This is a genomic window from Halopelagius inordinatus (assembly GCF_900113245.1).
GTDB classification, from domain to species: domain Archaea; phylum Halobacteriota; class Halobacteria; order Halobacteriales; family Haloferacaceae; genus Halopelagius; species Halopelagius inordinatus.
In genome coordinates, this window is the sequence record NZ_FOOQ01000005.1 from 160143 (window position 1) to 174169 (window position 14027).

The 14027-nt window shown below is 66.1% G+C and carries 16 protein-coding genes; 11 read left to right on the plus strand and 5 right to left on the minus strand.

Annotated features, from left to right (window positions below; genetic code table 11):
* Positions 1–36 precede the first annotated feature (36 nt).
* Together BM167_RS15110 and BM167_RS15115 are read right to left on the minus strand one after the other, a co-directional pair.
* Positions 37–1119: a halocyanin domain-containing protein gene (locus BM167_RS15110; RefSeq protein WP_218153814.1), complete on the minus strand. Its 1083-nt coding sequence runs from the start codon at positions 1117–1119 to the stop codon at positions 37–39.
* Positions 1116–2264, minus strand: coding sequence for a multicopper oxidase domain-containing protein (locus tag BM167_RS15115; RefSeq protein ID WP_092893559.1), 1149 nt, complete (start codon positions 2262–2264; stop codon positions 1116–1118). The genes BM167_RS15110 and BM167_RS15115 overlap by 4 nt, the downstream gene beginning before the upstream one ends.
* A 73-nt stretch (positions 2265–2337) precedes the next feature.
* Between BM167_RS15115 and BM167_RS15120 the strand changes: the two genes are divergently transcribed.
* The 3 genes from BM167_RS15120 (at position 2338) to nirK (ending at position 4363) form a co-directional block, all read left to right on the plus strand.
* A complete protein-coding gene (locus tag BM167_RS15120; RefSeq protein WP_394327247.1) occupies positions 2338–2691 on the plus strand; it encodes a cupin domain-containing protein in 354 nt (117 codons plus the stop codon).
* Between the two features lie 63 nt (positions 2692–2754).
* The gene (locus tag BM167_RS15125) at positions 2755–3150 is read left to right on the plus strand and encodes a DUF8048 family protein (protein ID WP_092893560.1); all 396 of its coding nucleotides are present in this window, start codon (positions 2755–2757) and stop codon (positions 3148–3150) included.
* 145 nt (positions 3151–3295) lie between these two features.
* Entirely contained in the window at positions 3296–4363 is a 1068-nt protein-coding gene (gene nirK, locus BM167_RS15130) for a copper-containing nitrite reductase (protein ID WP_092893561.1), read from the plus strand.
* 105 nt (positions 4364–4468) lie between these two features.
* Here nirK and BM167_RS15135 read toward each other — a convergent pair whose 3' ends face one another.
* Genes BM167_RS15135 through BM167_RS15145 form a run of 3 tightly spaced genes read right to left on the minus strand, consistent with a single transcriptional unit; the run spans position 4469 to position 8033 of the window.
* A complete protein-coding gene (locus BM167_RS15135) occupies positions 4469–5920 on the minus strand; it encodes an ethanolamine ammonia-lyase reactivating factor EutA (protein ID WP_092893562.1) in 1452 nt (483 codons plus the stop codon).
* Between the two features lie 14 nt (positions 5921–5934).
* On the minus strand, positions 5935–6669 hold the full coding sequence (gene eutC / locus BM167_RS15140; RefSeq protein ID WP_092893563.1) for an ethanolamine ammonia-lyase subunit EutC: 735 nt from the start codon (positions 6667–6669) through the stop codon (positions 5935–5937).
* Positions 6666–8033 carry an ethanolamine ammonia-lyase subunit EutB gene (locus BM167_RS15145; RefSeq protein WP_092893564.1) on the minus strand — a complete coding sequence of 456 codons (1368 nt, stop codon included), beginning with the start codon at positions 8031–8033 and terminating at the stop codon, positions 6666–6668. The genes eutC and BM167_RS15145 overlap by 4 nt, the downstream gene beginning before the upstream one ends.
* Before the next feature lie 399 nt (positions 8034–8432).
* Here BM167_RS15145 and BM167_RS15150 point away from each other — a divergent pair, with 399 nt between their 5' ends.
* The 8 genes from BM167_RS15150 (at position 8433) to BM167_RS15185 (ending at position 13890) form a co-directional block, all read left to right on the plus strand.
* Positions 8433–9575: a multicopper oxidase domain-containing protein gene (locus BM167_RS15150; protein WP_092893565.1), complete on the plus strand. Its 1143-nt coding sequence runs from the start codon at positions 8433–8435 to the stop codon at positions 9573–9575.
* A 16-nt stretch (positions 9576–9591) separates the two neighbouring features.
* The gene (locus BM167_RS15155) at positions 9592–10614 is read left to right on the plus strand and encodes a halocyanin domain-containing protein (RefSeq protein WP_092893566.1); all 1023 of its coding nucleotides are present in this window, start codon (positions 9592–9594) and stop codon (positions 10612–10614) included.
* Positions 10615–10711: 97 nt separating this feature from the next.
* Positions 10712–11860, plus strand: coding sequence for a TIGR04053 family radical SAM/SPASM domain-containing protein (locus BM167_RS15160; RefSeq protein ID WP_092893567.1), 1149 nt, complete (start codon positions 10712–10714; stop codon positions 11858–11860).
* The gene (locus BM167_RS15165) at positions 11857–12126 is read left to right on the plus strand and encodes a hypothetical protein (protein ID WP_092893568.1); all 270 of its coding nucleotides are present in this window, start codon (positions 11857–11859) and stop codon (positions 12124–12126) included. The genes BM167_RS15160 and BM167_RS15165 overlap by 4 nt, the downstream gene beginning before the upstream one ends.
* Positions 12127–12138: 12 nt before the next feature.
* Positions 12139–12768, plus strand: coding sequence for a helix-turn-helix domain-containing protein (locus BM167_RS15170; protein ID WP_092893569.1), 630 nt, complete (start codon positions 12139–12141; stop codon positions 12766–12768).
* A 54-nt stretch (positions 12769–12822) separates the two neighbouring features.
* Positions 12823–13149 carry a CGCGG family putative rSAM-modified RiPP protein gene (locus BM167_RS15175; protein ID WP_092893570.1) on the plus strand — a complete coding sequence of 109 codons (327 nt, stop codon included), beginning with the start codon at positions 12823–12825 and terminating at the stop codon, positions 13147–13149.
* A 76-nt stretch (positions 13150–13225) separates the two neighbouring features.
* Positions 13226–13609, plus strand: coding sequence for a winged helix-turn-helix domain-containing protein (locus BM167_RS15180; protein WP_092893571.1), 384 nt, complete (start codon positions 13226–13228; stop codon positions 13607–13609).
* On the plus strand, positions 13606–13890 hold the full coding sequence (locus BM167_RS15185; RefSeq protein WP_092893572.1) for a DUF7521 family protein: 285 nt from the start codon (positions 13606–13608) through the stop codon (positions 13888–13890). The genes BM167_RS15180 and BM167_RS15185 overlap by 4 nt, the downstream gene beginning before the upstream one ends.
* Positions 13891–14027: the final 137 nt, after the last annotated feature.

Consider the following 14027-nt stretch of genomic DNA (forward strand, 5'->3'; position numbering starts at 1 on the left):
GTTCGGATATCTCGAACACGCCCGAATCTGGTGTCTTCAGGTCCGAACGCGCCCGTCGGTGTCTCTCTCCGCGCCGACTCGGTGTTCGACCGCGGGTTCGTCGCCGGTCCCCGCTATCCACGCGGTGACACCGAACAGTATCGGCGAGACGATAGCGAGGACGGCGCTACCGGCGACCGAGAGGGGCCAGAAGTCCTCCTCCGTGATGCCGCCGCCGTCACCGCCCGTTCCCGACACCGCCGCCGCGGACCCGTCCACGACGACTGCGCCCTTCATCCCCATCGCTTCGTGCGGCGTGCAGACGTACTTGTACGTTCCCGCCTCCTCGAACGTCTGGGAGAACGTGTGTCCCGACTCGCCGACCATCTCGCTCTCGAACGACCCGTCGTCGGCGGCCACGTTGTGACTGCCGCCCTCGCCGGACCACTCCCAGACCACCGTCGCGCCGGGCGAAACGCGGACGGCGGGCGGGGCGAACGCGAAGTTGCCGTTGTTTCCGCTCGCGCCGACGGTGACCGTCACCTCGGGCTGACCGGTCCGGTCTACGACGCCGTCGTAGTTGCTCACGCCGTCGAACCAGCCGTCGAGTTCCTCGGACGCCCCCGCCTCCGCGGACTCGGTGGTCGAGGACCCCCCGGAGGCACCGCCCGCGGCGTCGCCGACGACGACGGCCCCTTTCATCCCCATCGCCTTGTGGGGCACGCAGGCGTACGTGACGACGCCTTCGCTCTCGAAGGTGTGGGAGAACGTGTGGCCCGACTCGCCCGTCATCTCGCTCTCGAACGAGCCGTCTTCGGCGACGACGTTGTGGCTGCCGCCGTTGCCGGTCCACTCCCAGACGACGGTGGTTCCGGGGTCGACGTTGATAGCGGCCGGACCGAAGCCGAACCCGCCGCCGTTGGCCTCGGACCCGACGCTGACGGTCACCTCCGAGGCACCCGTCTCGTCGACGACGCCATCGAAGTTGTCCGTGTTCGAGAACCACTCGTCGAGGCCCGACGACTGCGCGGAGACGGGCCCCGCAGAGCCGAGTGCCGCGCCGGCGACGGCGCTACCCGCGACACCTCGGAGGACGGTGCGACGCGCCAGGGTGGATGCGTTGCTGTCGGACATTGTCAGGCTCCCTCGTATCCCGCGTACTCCATCAACTGAGCGAAGATGTCGGTGTCCATCACCGACTCGTAGACCACGCCCGTGAGCATGCCGCCGGGGTAGGCGGTGCCGTTCATCACGTGGTTCACTTTGTGACAGTGCATCAGGTAGATGCCCGGTTGCGAGTCGGCGGTGAACTCGATGGTGTGACGCTCCGCGGGGGCGATGTTCGTCACGTCCATGTCGTGGCGCGCCACCTCGGGGACGACGCCGCCGTCTTTCTCGACGCGCTGGAACCGGTGGTTGTGGATGTGCATCGGGTGGCTCATGTACCCGCCGTTGACGAGGTGGACGCGGACCGTATCGCCCTGCGAGACGATGATGGGCGACCCGTCCTCGGGGTGGAGCGTCCGCGGCGCGCTCTTTCCGTTCACCGTGAACACGTCGGGATGTCGGTCGCGCGGACTGTACGACGCGTCTTCGCCCGCCATCATCCGGTTGAGCGAGGAGTCCCACTCCTTTACCGTCATGAAGTACTCCTTGTCGGCCTCCTCGTACCCCTCGGGGTCGACCCGGAAGATGCCGTACATCCCCATGTCGATGTGGCGTTGGGTCTGGAAGTGGCAGTGATACAAGTGCGTCCCGGGGACGTTCGCCGGGATGGAGTAGGTGTGTTTCTCGCCGGGGTTCACCGTGATGCCCGTCGTCGTCGGGACGCCGTCGTCCTTCCAGTCTTTCGTGACGCCGTGGAAGTGAACGGTGTGGGGGTGTTGCCCGTCCGTGTTGTCTAAGGTCACCTCCATGTCGTTGCCTTCGGTGGTGCGGAGGATGGGGCCGGGTACGGACGGTTCTCGGTCGTCCGCTTGGAACGCCCACACCTGCGGGAGGTCGACCGGACCGCCCATCGTCTCCAGCGGATGGACCTCGTGGTAGGCGGGTGCGGTCTTGAGCGACACCGACCCGCCCTGTTCGTCGACGTTCACCACCTGCGGGGGTGACGTAGTCGGAAGGTCGCTCTGCTGTGCCGTCACGGACGACTGCGTCGTCGCATCCGCGCCGCCGTTCGTCGGCGCTGCACAACCTGCGACGCCGACAGCCCCCGTGGCCCCGGTCGCCGCCAGAAATTCGCGTCGAGACAGTCCGTTGCCGGGTGCGCCGATGTGGTCAGTCATGAACAGGTAGTCGTAAGAATACGGTACATAAAGTCAGAAAGGACAGTTTTCAGTCGCTTAGAAACTGGCGAACATGTTCGGTGAAACTGCCAGGGAGGGGCGGACGCAGGGTCGAACCGTCATGCCCGAAATCTCGTCGCTCGGAGAACTGGAGTCGGAACCGCACGCAGAAGTGTTCGAGACGCCGCGTCCGCGGACGGTGCGTCTCGCTCTCGACGCCGACGAACGCGTCCCGCCGCACACCCATCCCGGGCAGGATATCGTGCTCCACCTCGTCGAGGGACGGGTGGAACTGACGCTCGACGACGAGACGTTCGAACTCCGACCGGGGGAACTGGCTCGGTTCGGTGGTGACTGCGAGATATCGCCGCGCGCCGTCGAACCGAGCACCGCCGTCGTCGTCTTCGCTCCCGCGGACGACGACTGACCGGGGCCGACTCCGGGGGCCGAAAGACCGAACCGTCCCGCCCGTGTCGATTCGTCCGAGTCCATGTTCGACGAGACGGACACCGAGACGGGGGAGTCGCCGATAGACGCGTCCGTGGCGAAACGAGTCGCAGCGGAGACGGCTCTCGACGAGGACGAACTGCGGACTGCGCTCGTCGAGTTGAACGCGGCGCTCATCGGCTACCACTCCGAGTTGGAACGGCGCGGCGACTACCAGACCGTAGACGGCGTCCGCGCGTACCGCGTCTCCCGCGACGAGTGGAAGACCCTCTTAGCGGAGTTCGACTTCGAGTTCGGCGAGCAGACGGAGTCGGCGCTTCTTCGCGCGCACACGGAACAAGCGGAAACCGCGTTCGCGTCGTCCGCCGACGCGCGCGAACGGTTCGAAGACGACCAGGTCGGCGTCGTCGTCGGCGTCGACACCGCCGAGGAGTTCTGAGAGGCGGGCCGAACCCGGCCGTTCGCCGAGCGACTGTCCCTTTTTACGGCACGACCGAACGTCTTCGATACTGTCTCATCTTTCGGCGGTCGCGAGTCCACTATAAACAGGTGGGGCGTTTTCGTCCAGGTGTGAGGTGACCACGATGCTGCAAACTACTCGGCGGCGGACGTTACAGGCGCTCGGACTCGGCGGCGTGGCGGCAGTCGCCGGTTGTGCGTCGGAGGCACCGGCCGCAGAGCAGACCCAACAGGAGCAAACGACGATGAAGCAACAGACGAAACAGGCCGTGGACCGAGTGGCGGCGGACCCGACGGACATCCCCGGTCCGATAGAGCGGACCGAACCAGCCGAGGTGGACGTGACGCTGACTGCGGAGGAGGTGACGGCCGAGATAGAAGACGGCGTGACGTTCGAGTTCATGACCTACGGGGGGCAGATACCCGGCCCGTTCGTGCGGGTTCGGCAGGGTGACACGGTGAACCTGACGTTCGAGAACCCCGAGTCGAACGCGATGCCGCACAACGTGGACTTCCACGCCGTCGCCGGGCCCGGGGGCGGGGCGGAAGCGACGATGACCGCGCCGGGCGAGACGGCCGAACTCCGATTCAAGGCCACCTACCCCGGCGCGTACATCTACCACTGCGCGGTGCCGAACATGGACATGCACATCTCGGCGGGCATGTTCGGTATCATCCTCGTCGAACCGAAAGACGGCATGGAGGAGGTAGACGAGGAACTGTACATCGGCCAACACGAGGTGTACACCGACAAGGAAACCGGCCAAGAGGGGAAACACGGCTTCTCGGTGGACGCGATGGCCGACGAGGACCCGACGTACGTGTTGATGAACGGCGAGAAGTACGCGACGACGCCGAAGAAGTACGGGCCCGCGGCCACCGTCGAGACGGGAGACACCGCCCGCGTGTTCTTCGTCACCGGCGGGCCGAACCTCGGGAGCAGTTTCCACCCCATCGGCAACGTCTGGGAGAAACTCTACCCCGAGGGGTCGCTGAGTAACGACCCGCAACGCCACATCCAGACGCGACTGGTCCCGCCGGGGAGTACCGCCATCACGACGATGGACTTCCCCGTCCCGGGCGACTACAAACTCGTGGACCACTCGCTCAGTCGCGTCGCCCGCAAAGGCTGTCTGAGCATCGTCCGCGCCGAAGGCGAGGACAACCCAGAGGTGTTCGACCCTGACCCGTAACGACGCGTGAGTCGACGGCGACTCTCCCCTCGGCGGGACGAACTCTCCTTCTCGATTCGGACGTCAGTTCCTGCGAGCGCCCGCGCCCGCGTTCGTTTCCGGTTGTTAGGCTCCGAACGCCAGCGATTTGACGACCACCGGAACCGCCTCTCCCGTCGAGACCGGTCTGCCGATATCGAGGTAGTCGCCGTCCGAAGCGGCGATTTCGTCGACGACGAGAGACGGCGCGTCCGAACCTTCCCGCTGGAGTTGCTGTCCGAGCGCCTTCGCGCAGTTCTGCCTCGTGAGGACGATTCGGGGAACGTCGCTGTCGAACTGCGTCTCGTACGCCCGAGCGATTGCGCGCGCGAGCGAGACGATTCGGTCGTAGCTCAGCGGTTCGACCGACGGCAGATACAGGACGAACGGCGTCTCGTCGTTCGCGTCGTACAACTCCCGCCCCCTGTCGAAACAGGTCCGCAACAGGGCGGCTATCTCCTCGGACTCGTGGCTCACTTCGACCGGAGGCGCTTCGACGACAGGGAGGTTCTTCACCGGGAGCATCGACCGGTCTACGTGAGTCGTCGTACCGCTGAACGACGTCGTCCGGGTTCCGGCCCCGATGACCGTGGCTCTGATATCCTCGTCCGGACGGCGAACGGAGAGCGAACTCGTCTCGATTCGCTCCCGAATCGCGGAGGCCAGAAACACCCCGAAGTCGCCGAACTCGAACGGAGAGCGAGAGGGCGTCCGGTCGGCGTCCGAAGCCAACCGTCCGACGCCGCCGCTGAACGCGACGGCATCGACGCCGCCCTCGGAGTACTCGCTCGCCCCGATGGTCAGCGACTCGGTGACGGGTTCCACCGAGCCGCCGCGAATCACGTCGAATATCGCGTCCGTCATCGCAGTCGCGAGACGCGAGAGTTCGTCGGCGCTCGGCCGTGAACCGACCGCGACGTCGACGTCGTACCGTTCGCACAACCGCTCTGCGGGGGGTGAGATGCGGGTCACGACGCCGGACTCGTCGAACCGAAGTAGCCGACCGCCGACGGAGAGACAGCGCGTTTCGACCGCCTCCTCGCCCGAGAACAGGCACATGTTGGTGGTTCCGCCGCCGACGTCGACGTTCAGTATCGTCCGTCCGCCGTCCGCCGCCCACGCCGCGGCACCGGACCCCTTCCCGGCCAGGACGGACTCCAGTTCCGGGCCCGCCGCGGCGACGACGAAGTCACCGCTGTCTTCGGCGACGGCGTTGACCAGTTCTTCGGCGTTCCGCTTGTACGCCGACTCGCCGGTGACGATGACCGCACCGCTGTCGATGGACGACGGCGAGTGGCCCGCGAGGCGGAGTTCCGACTCGACTACCTCCTCGACGGCGTCCACGTCGAGCGTTCGTCGGTCCAGCAACGGCGTCTCGTGAACCTCGCCTCGGTAGACGACGTTCACGTCGCCGATTTCGACCGCGACGGCTCCGATTCCGGACGCCGAAACGGAGAGTTCGCTGACGACGAGTTGCGTCGTCGTCGTCCCGACGTCGATGCCGACGCTCGTCAGCGTCGCGGGGTCGCTACCGGACATGCTGCGGGTCGGCCTCAGGAGAGGTCAATGCCGCTCCCCTGCTTTTCGTGCGCTCTCTCGACGAGGCTGAGTATCTGCGCGCCCGCTTCGACCGCCGGGAGTCCGTCGTCGTGGATGTTCGAGATGACCGACTTCTTCGCCGTCGGTTTCCCCTCTCGGGGTTCGTAGACGAAGTACGCGCTCAGGCTCTGTGCCGTGTTCAACCCGGGACGTTCGCCGACGAGGTTCACGACGCTCGTCGCGCCGAGCGTCTCGCCGATGGCGTCCATCACGTCCACCCGGCCGAACTTCACGAACAGGGGCGTACCGACCTCGAACCCCCGCTGTTCGAGTCCGTCCACGAGCATCGGCAGGAGGTCGGATACGTTCGTCTCGACGGCCGTCGAACTCAGCCCGTCGCAGACGACTATCTGGACGTCGGGGTTTCGCACGCACTCGTCTCGAATCCTCGCCGCGGTGTCGTCGTCTATCTGGCGTCCCAAATCCGGGCGAGCGAGGTACTCGTCTTGGTCCGACACTCGGCTCTGAATTCGGAGCAATCCCGCCTCCTCGATGGCCTCGTCGGACACCTGCGTCAGGACGGCGTCGCGGGCGCGGGCGTGGTCCGCGCGAAACGACAGCACCGACGACGTGCGCGGACGGGTGCCACTTCTCCCGACGCCGAGTCGAGAGGGCGTCGCGTCGGCTATCCGTTCGAGCGCCTGTTCGTCGTTCGGGTCGTTGACGTGCGGGGGTTGTGAGTCGCTCATGGCTCCAAGAAGACCGTCGGGTCGCCGGCGCTGGCGGTCAGTCGTCCGTCCTCCATGATGCCCACCGACTCCAACCACGCCTCGAACTCCGGAGCCGGCCGCATGTCGAAGATGTCCCACAGCGCGGAGGCGTCGTGGTAGCTGTTCGATTGATAGTTGAGCATCGTGTCGTCGCCCATCGGAACGGTGATGAAGTAGTTCGAACCGGCGGCGGTCAGCAACACCGCCACGTTCTCGATGTCGTTTTGGTCCGCTTGGATGTGGTTGGTGTAACAGGCGTCGATGCCCATCGGAACGCCGGTGAGTTTGCCCATGAACACGTCTTCCAACCCCGCTCTGGTGACCTGCGTTCCGTCGTAGAGATACTCGGGGCCGATGAATCCGACGACGGTGTTCACGAGGAACGGGTCGTACCGCTTGGCGAGGCCGTAACACCGCGCTTCCAAGGTGACCTGGTCGACGCCCGCGTGAGCGTCGCTCGAGAGTTCGGAGCCCTGTCCGGTCTCGAAGTACATGAAGTTCGGGCCGGACGCGGTACAGCGTTCGGCGCCGAACTCGTACGCCTCGTCGAGGAGTTCGACGTCGATACCGAACCCCTCGTTGCCCGCTTCGGTCCCCGCGAGACTCTGGAACAGCAAGTCGGCGCGAGCGCCGTTCTCGACGGCTTCGAGTTGGGTCGAGAGGTGAGAGAGGACGCAGTTCTGCGTCGGAATCTTCCACGTCTCGATGAACTCCTTTGTCACGTCGAGCAGCCGTTTCGTCCGTTCGGCGTTGTCTTCGACCGGGTTGATGCCGATAACGGCGTCGCCGACGCCGTAGGAGAGCCCTTCTCGTATCGAGTGCCGGATGCTCTCTACGTCGTCCGTCGGGTCGTTCGGCTGGAGTCGAAACGAGAGCGTCCCCTCCGTTCCGACGGTGTTGTTACACCGAGCGGTGACCTGCATCTTCGAGGACGCCTGAATCAGGTCCATGTTGGACATGACCTTCGCGGCGGCGGCTATCATCTCGCTCGTCAGGCCGGGGCGAATCTCGGCGATATCGTCGCTTCGGGTCCGTTCGTCCACGAGAAACTCCCTGAGGTCGGAGACGGTCCAGTCTCTGATTTTCTCGTACGCCGCCTCGTCGACGGCGTCTTGGATGACTCGGGTCACCTCGTCGTCCTCGTACGGGACGACCGGAGACTGCCGGAGTTCTTCGAGCGAGAGACGGCTGAGCGCGTCCTTCGCGGCGACGCGTTCCGCCTCGGAGTCGGCCGCGATTCCCGCCAGTTCGTCGCCCGTCTTCTCCTCGTTCGCTTTCGCGAGCAACTCTCGAATCGAGTCGAACGTCCGCGTCGAACCGGTGATGGTCGATGTCAGATTCATCTGGTCTCCGTGTGGTCGCGTTCGAGTTTCGTCGTGGCCACCCCGACGTCGGCGGAACGAACACCCTGTCGTCTCTCGGGCCTCCCTCGCAGTCGCGGAGGGCGGTCGTTCGCCCTCGCGGGGTGTCTCCCGGCGGCGGTCCTCGACCGGCCTCCGTCGCGCCGAATCCGCGGTGGTAGTTCGATCATGGCTCTGTGTCAGGTGTTACCGTGACCTTCCACAACACGGGATCGCATCTTAAGTGTTGTTCGGGAGAAACGACCGGTCGCCGAGTCGCAACATCTCCGAGCGCTGCATCCGCGTTTTACCCGTTAGAGTGGGCTGAGGCGCGGTGTTTCTCGAAGTTCGAGAAGCAGCTTTAGTATATATTCTCCCGAGGTTCGGAGGGTCAGACGTACTATGAGTTCCCAAATCGGCGCGCCCGGAACCGGCGTTTCGCGCAGAGAATTCCTCGCGGCGACCGGTGCCGTCGGCGCCGGGTCTCTCGCCGGGTGCGTGGCCGCCCCGACGGCGATGCCCTCGTCGACGACGAACCGACAGGCGACGACGGAACAGACCCTCCCTCGGACCAGCAAACCCGAAGTCGTCGATTTAGACGAACTCGGCGGAGAGGTCACCCTCCGTTCGGTTCACGCCCGGCACTCGCTTCACCCCGGCGATACGATGGGCGGCCCGGTGAATCTGCCCGTCGTCTGGGCGTTCCAAGCGAACGACGGAACGCCGAGCGTTCCGGGCCCGATACTCCGGTGTACCGAGGGCCAGACGCTGAAAATTACGCTCGACAACACCGAGAGCCAGATGCCGCACACGCTGCATTTCCACGGCGTCCGCAAGACGTGGGAGAACGACGGCGTGCCGACGACGACGGGTGTACTGGTCGAACCGGGCGAGAAACACACCTACACCATCCCCGCGAACGTCGCCGGGACGCATCTGTACCACTGTCACTTCAACACCCCCTTCCACATGGAGATGGGGATGTACGGCATCCTCCGCGTGGACCCCGAGGGGTACGAGGAGGCCGACAAGGAGTACTTCACGACGGTCAGAGAGTGGGACACGCGTCTCTCGCGGATGTACGGCGGCGAGGACGCGGCGTACGACCTCACCGCCCGAACGGCGGACGCGTTCACCCTCAACGGTCGGTCCGCGCCGTACACCCTCCACCCCGAGGAGGGGTCGCCCATCATCGTCGACCCCGGCGACACGGTGCGAATCCACTGGGTGAACGCGGGGTTCATGTCCCACCCGATGCACATCCACAACCACCGGTTCAAAATCGTCGAGAAGGACGGAAGCGCCCTCCCCGAGGAGATGCAACTCCTCCAAGACGTCGTCAACATCGCACCGGCCGAACGCTACACCATCGAGTTCGAGGCGGACGCCGACCCCGGCATCTACCTCGTCCACTGTCACAAGGTGGACCACGTCCGAAACGGCAGTTCCTACCCCGGCGGGATGCTCACGGGCGTCGTCTACACGCCCGCGATGAAGACGGACATCTTCGCTCAGTTGATGGACTACGCAGGCTACAGAGGGTAATCAGAGAGACAGAGCCATGACCACACAACCACTGCACGTCGACCGCCGAACGTTCCTCGCCGGAACCGCAGGCGTACTGCTGAGCACCGGTCTCGCGCCCGGAACCGCAAGCGCCCAATCGACCGCGGACCCCGTCGATATCGCCGCGTGGTTCGAGGGCGTCGACAACTACGACGGCGTCGCCGACGCGACGGGACACGCGGAGGTGACCGTCGCCGTCGGTGCCGAAGCCAACGGCGGCGGGTTCGGCTTCGGTCCGGCCGCCATCAACGTCGACCCCGGTACGACCGTCGTCTGGGAGTGGACCGGCGAGGGTGGCAGCCACAACGTCGAAGCGTCCGACGGGTCGTTCGAGAGCGAGATGGCCGGCGACGCGGGCCATACCTTCGAACACGCCTTCGAGAACGAGGGCGTGACAACGTACTACTGTATGCCGCACCGAGCGATGGGGATGAAAGGGGCGGTGCTGGTCGGCGACGTCGGCGACGTCGATGTCGGAGGCGCGCCCGCGAGTTCGGACCCCGGCGGCCGGTCCAGCGAACCGAACTACGAGGGGTGGTTCGACAACGTCGGCAACTACGAATCGACGGCGGAACGGAGAGGAGAGAGCACCGTCACCGTCTCCGTCGGCGCGCCGGGGAACGGCGGCGCGTTCGCGTTCGACCCGCCGGCGATACGGGTGAGTCCCGGAACCACAGTCGTCTGGGAGTGGACGGGGTCCGGGATGCACTCGGTGACCGCCACCGACGGATCGTTCGAGAGCGAGATGGTCGCGGAGGCGGGTCACACCTTCGAGCACACGTTCGCATCCGGCGGTATACACACGTACGCCTGCCCGCCGCACGAAGCCCTCGGCATGAAAGGTGCCGTCGTGGTGAGCGACGGCGGTGCCGCGGAGGGAACGCCCCCGTCGGACCGTCTCGGCGACTACCTGACGCTCGGGTTCGGCGCGTCGATAGTGGCCGCCGTCTTGGGGATTCCGTACGTCACCGGCAAGGAACGCAAGCGGCCGCCGTCGCCCTCGGCGTCCGGCCGATAGCCGGGGCCGTCGCCCCCTCGCCGAACATATTCGGGAAAGGAGAGAGGGAGCGTCCGACTGACCGTTTCACCGACGCCCACTCGGCGTCTGTCCTACCATGTCACGAGACGACTCCGCCTCGGGAGACGGGCCGAAACCGCCGCACGGCGGCGTGGACACGGACGAGCGTCCGTTCGTCCTCGTCTGGGAGGTGACGCAGGCGTGCGAACTCGCCTGCGACCACTGCCGCGCCGACGCGCGACCGAACCGGCATCCGGACGAACTGACCACAGAAGAGGGAAAGCGCCTCCTCGACAGGGCGCGGGCGTTCGGCGAGGGGCAACTCGTCGTCCTCTCGGGCGGCGACCCGTTGGCCCGAGACGATATCGCCGAACTCGTCGCCTACGGGAGCGACATCGGCCTGCGAGTGACGCTGACGCCGTCGGGGACGTCATCTCTCACGCGCGGACGCGTCGCGGAACTCGCAGACGCCGGACTGAAGCGGATGGCCCTGAGCATCGACGGGGCGAACCCGGCGGCGCACGACGATTTCCGCGGCGAACGGGGAAGTTTCGACGAGACGCTCGCGGCCGCCGAGTTCGCCCGAGATGCGGGGATTCCGCTACAGGTGAACACGACAGTCTGTCGCCGCACGGTAAACGAACTGCCGGGCATCCGCCACACCGTCTCGGACCTCGGAGCGGCGATGTGGTCCGTCTTCTTCCTCGTCCCCGTCGGCCGAGGGAAACGTCTCGACCCGGTGGCCCCGGACCGAGCAGACGAGGTGATGAAGTGGCTCGCGGAGGTGGGAGACGAGGAGTCGTTCGGACTCAAGACGACGGAAGCGCCCCACTACCGCCGCGTCCGCGTCCAACGGCGACGGGAGAACGGGGAGGACGTAGAGAAAACCGGTTCTCCGTCGCCCGTCTCCCGGCGGCGGGGCATCGTCGCGGGCGACGGGTTCGCGTTCGTGAGCCACACCGGCGACATCTTCCCGTCGGGCTTTCTCCCGGAGTCGGTCGGCAACGTCCGCGAGGACGACGTGGTCGAACGCTACCGGGAGTCGGAGCTGTTTCGGTCGCTCCGCGACAGGGACCGCCTCCGCGGGAAGTGCGGCGCGTGTCGGTTCAAGGCGCTCTGCGGCGGGAGTCGCTCTCGCGCCTACGCTCACACGGGCGACCCCCTCGGGAGCGACCCCCTCTGCCCGCACGTTCCGCAGGGGTACGACGGGCCGATGCCCGCGGCGGAAAGGAGGACGGAGTCGTGACCGCGAGCGTCGAATCGTCGGTCGATACCGACGAACTCGCCGAGGCGGACGACGCGGCCCCAAGAGAGCGGATGCGCCGCGAACAGACCCGTCGGGCGCTCCGGCGGTTGGAGGCGCACGGGGAGTTGACGGCAGAACAGCGACGGACGGTCGAACGGCTCTCACACCGCCTCGTCGACGCGTTACGGGACCCGACGGCGTGCGTCGTCGCGGCAGCGACGGGCGGCGACGCGGCGACCGTCCGCAACTACTTTCAGAGGGAGTGAAAAGGTTCAGCCATGCCCCGAGCCACGCTCGCCATAACGCTGCCGAAGCAGACGTGGGTGTCCGAACTCTCGACGTCGAACCCCGACGTGACGTTCGAGGTTCTGGCCGCGATGCCGTCAGAGGAGACGGGCGTCGGCCTCGTCGAACTGTCGGGGTCGAACCTCGACGCAGTCGTCGCGGAGATGAACGCCGACGACCGCGTCGTCTCGACGAACCTGCTCGAAGTGCGCGAGGACGCCGCCCTCGTCCAGTTCGAGACGACGGAACCGCTGTTGCTCTTGTCCATCCGCGAGGCGGGCGTCCCCCTCGAACTCCCCATCGCCATCCGCGACGGGGAAGCCGAACTCGAAGTGACCGCCTCGCGGGGCCGCCTCTCGGAACTCGGCGAACAGTTCGAGGCGTTCGGAATCCCCTTCGACCTCCGGTCGGTCAAACAGACCGTCGAGATGGAGTCGCTCCTGACCGACGACCAGCGCGGACTCCTCGAAACGGCCGCGGACGCGGGCTACTACGATTCGCCGCGACGCTGTACGCTGACCGAACTCGCGGAGAAAGTCGGACTCGCAAAGTCCACGACGAGCGAGAAACTCCACCGCGCGGAGGGGCGCGTCATCAAGGAGTATCTGGACTCGGACCAGTGAGACCCGAACGTGTTCGGGCGAGCGTTCAGGGGGCGTCGGGCCCCACGTTCACGTATGAGCGACGCAGAACACGGCGAGGCGAGCGAATCGGTCGAACCGGTCACGGACCGCGTCCACGACAACTCGTGGTCCGCGAACCTCGAACAACCCGTCCACGCCGACGACAGAGAACTCGTGGTCCGGCAGGCGTTAGACGCCGTTTCTCACACGACGGCGGGGAACCACGTCAACCTCGTCACGCACGGCGACAACGGCCACCCGGAGACGTACCTCTACGAGGAACTCGAAGCGAGCGACCACGACGTAGAGTGGGAGTACGTCGAACGCTGCGGGTGCGGCGGCCACGTCAGTCGCGTCCGCGTTCGGGCCGACGAGGCGTAACCCTGCCACCGAACCGGACCCGCGTGGCGAACGACCGGCAGAGAACCGAGACGACAACCGGCAGACGGAGAGACAGATGAGTTCGAACCCCCTCGCGGACGCGTTCTCGCCGAACCCGGGGTCGGTGTTCGGCGTGTTGAACGACGACGACTGTCAGCGAATGGTCGAACGGATGGACCGCCCGATGACGGCCGACGAGATAGGCGACGCCTGCGGTCTACCTCGTTCGACGGTGTACCGGAAACTCGAACGACTCGTCGAAGCGAACCTCGCGGAGAAGCAACTTCGTCCGGGCGACGCGGCGACGTATCGACTCACCTTCGACCGAGTCGTCCTCTCGGTGGACGACGGGACCGACGAACGCGAGTTGAGCGTCGAAGTCGAGCAGGGCGCGGAAACCGCCGCAGACCAGTTAGCCGACCTGTGGTCCGAGGTTAGAGCGGAGCGTGATGGACGATGACGACGGACCCGACGCTGGCGTTCGCGGTGGTCGCCGCCAAGACGGTGACGCTCGTTCTCGGCGGTCTGGTGACGTACGTCACGTGGAAGGCGTTCCGTCGGACCGGAAGACCCGCGTTGCGGGCGCTTTTCGTCGGATTCGCCGTCGTCACTCTCGGGTCGCTGACGGCGGGCGTCGTCGACCAGTTGCTCGCCGTCGACTCCGACTACGCCCTCGTCGTCGAGAGCGTCCTGACCGCCGTCGGGTTTTCCGTGGTCGCCGCGTCGTTGTACGTCGAGTAAGACGCCCCTTCTCTCGGTGGTCGAAAACGCCGCTTCGGACAGATACGACACACTCACCACGAGGAGGCAGACGCCGGTGAACTGAACGAGTGCGCTCGCGCGAAACGGTTCTCGACTACGGTACTCGAATTCAGAGA

Excerpts from the sequence above, each read along its gene's own strand:
- BM167_RS15135 (WP_092893562.1), bottom strand. The coding sequence starts at position 5,920 with ATGTCCGGTAGCGACCCCGCGACGCTGACGAGCGTCGGCATCGACGTC.
- BM167_RS15185 (WP_092893572.1), top strand. The coding sequence starts at position 13,606 with ATGACGACGGACCCGACGCTGGCGTTCGCGGTGGTCGCCGCCAAGACG.
- BM167_RS15155 (WP_092893566.1), top strand. The coding sequence starts at position 9,592 with ATGACCACACAACCACTGCACGTCGACCGCCGAACGTTCCTCGCCGGA.
- BM167_RS15180 (WP_092893571.1), top strand. The coding sequence starts at position 13,226 with ATGAGTTCGAACCCCCTCGCGGACGCGTTCTCGCCGAACCCGGGGTCG.
- nirK (WP_092893561.1), top strand. The coding sequence starts at position 3,296 with ATGCTGCAAACTACTCGGCGGCGGACGTTACAGGCGCTCGGACTCGGC.
- BM167_RS15125 (WP_092893560.1), top strand. The coding sequence starts at position 2,755 with ATGTTCGACGAGACGGACACCGAGACGGGGGAGTCGCCGATAGACGCG.
- BM167_RS15150 (WP_092893565.1), top strand. The coding sequence starts at position 8,433 with ATGAGTTCCCAAATCGGCGCGCCCGGAACCGGCGTTTCGCGCAGAGAA.
- BM167_RS15115 (WP_092893559.1), bottom strand. The coding sequence starts at position 2,264 with ATGACTGACCACATCGGCGCACCCGGCAACGGACTGTCTCGACGCGAA.
- BM167_RS15170 (WP_092893569.1), top strand. The coding sequence starts at position 12,139 with ATGCCCCGAGCCACGCTCGCCATAACGCTGCCGAAGCAGACGTGGGTG.
- BM167_RS15175 (WP_092893570.1), top strand. The coding sequence starts at position 12,823 with ATGAGCGACGCAGAACACGGCGAGGCGAGCGAATCGGTCGAACCGGTC.
- BM167_RS15145 (WP_092893564.1), bottom strand. The coding sequence starts at position 8,033 with ATGAATCTGACATCGACCATCACCGGTTCGACGCGGACGTTCGACTCG.
- BM167_RS15120 (WP_394327247.1), top strand. The coding sequence starts at position 2,338 with ATGTTCGGTGAAACTGCCAGGGAGGGGCGGACGCAGGGTCGAACCGTC.
- eutC (WP_092893563.1), bottom strand. The coding sequence starts at position 6,669 with ATGAGCGACTCACAACCCCCGCACGTCAACGACCCGAACGACGAACAG.
- BM167_RS15160 (WP_092893567.1), top strand. The coding sequence starts at position 10,712 with ATGTCACGAGACGACTCCGCCTCGGGAGACGGGCCGAAACCGCCGCAC.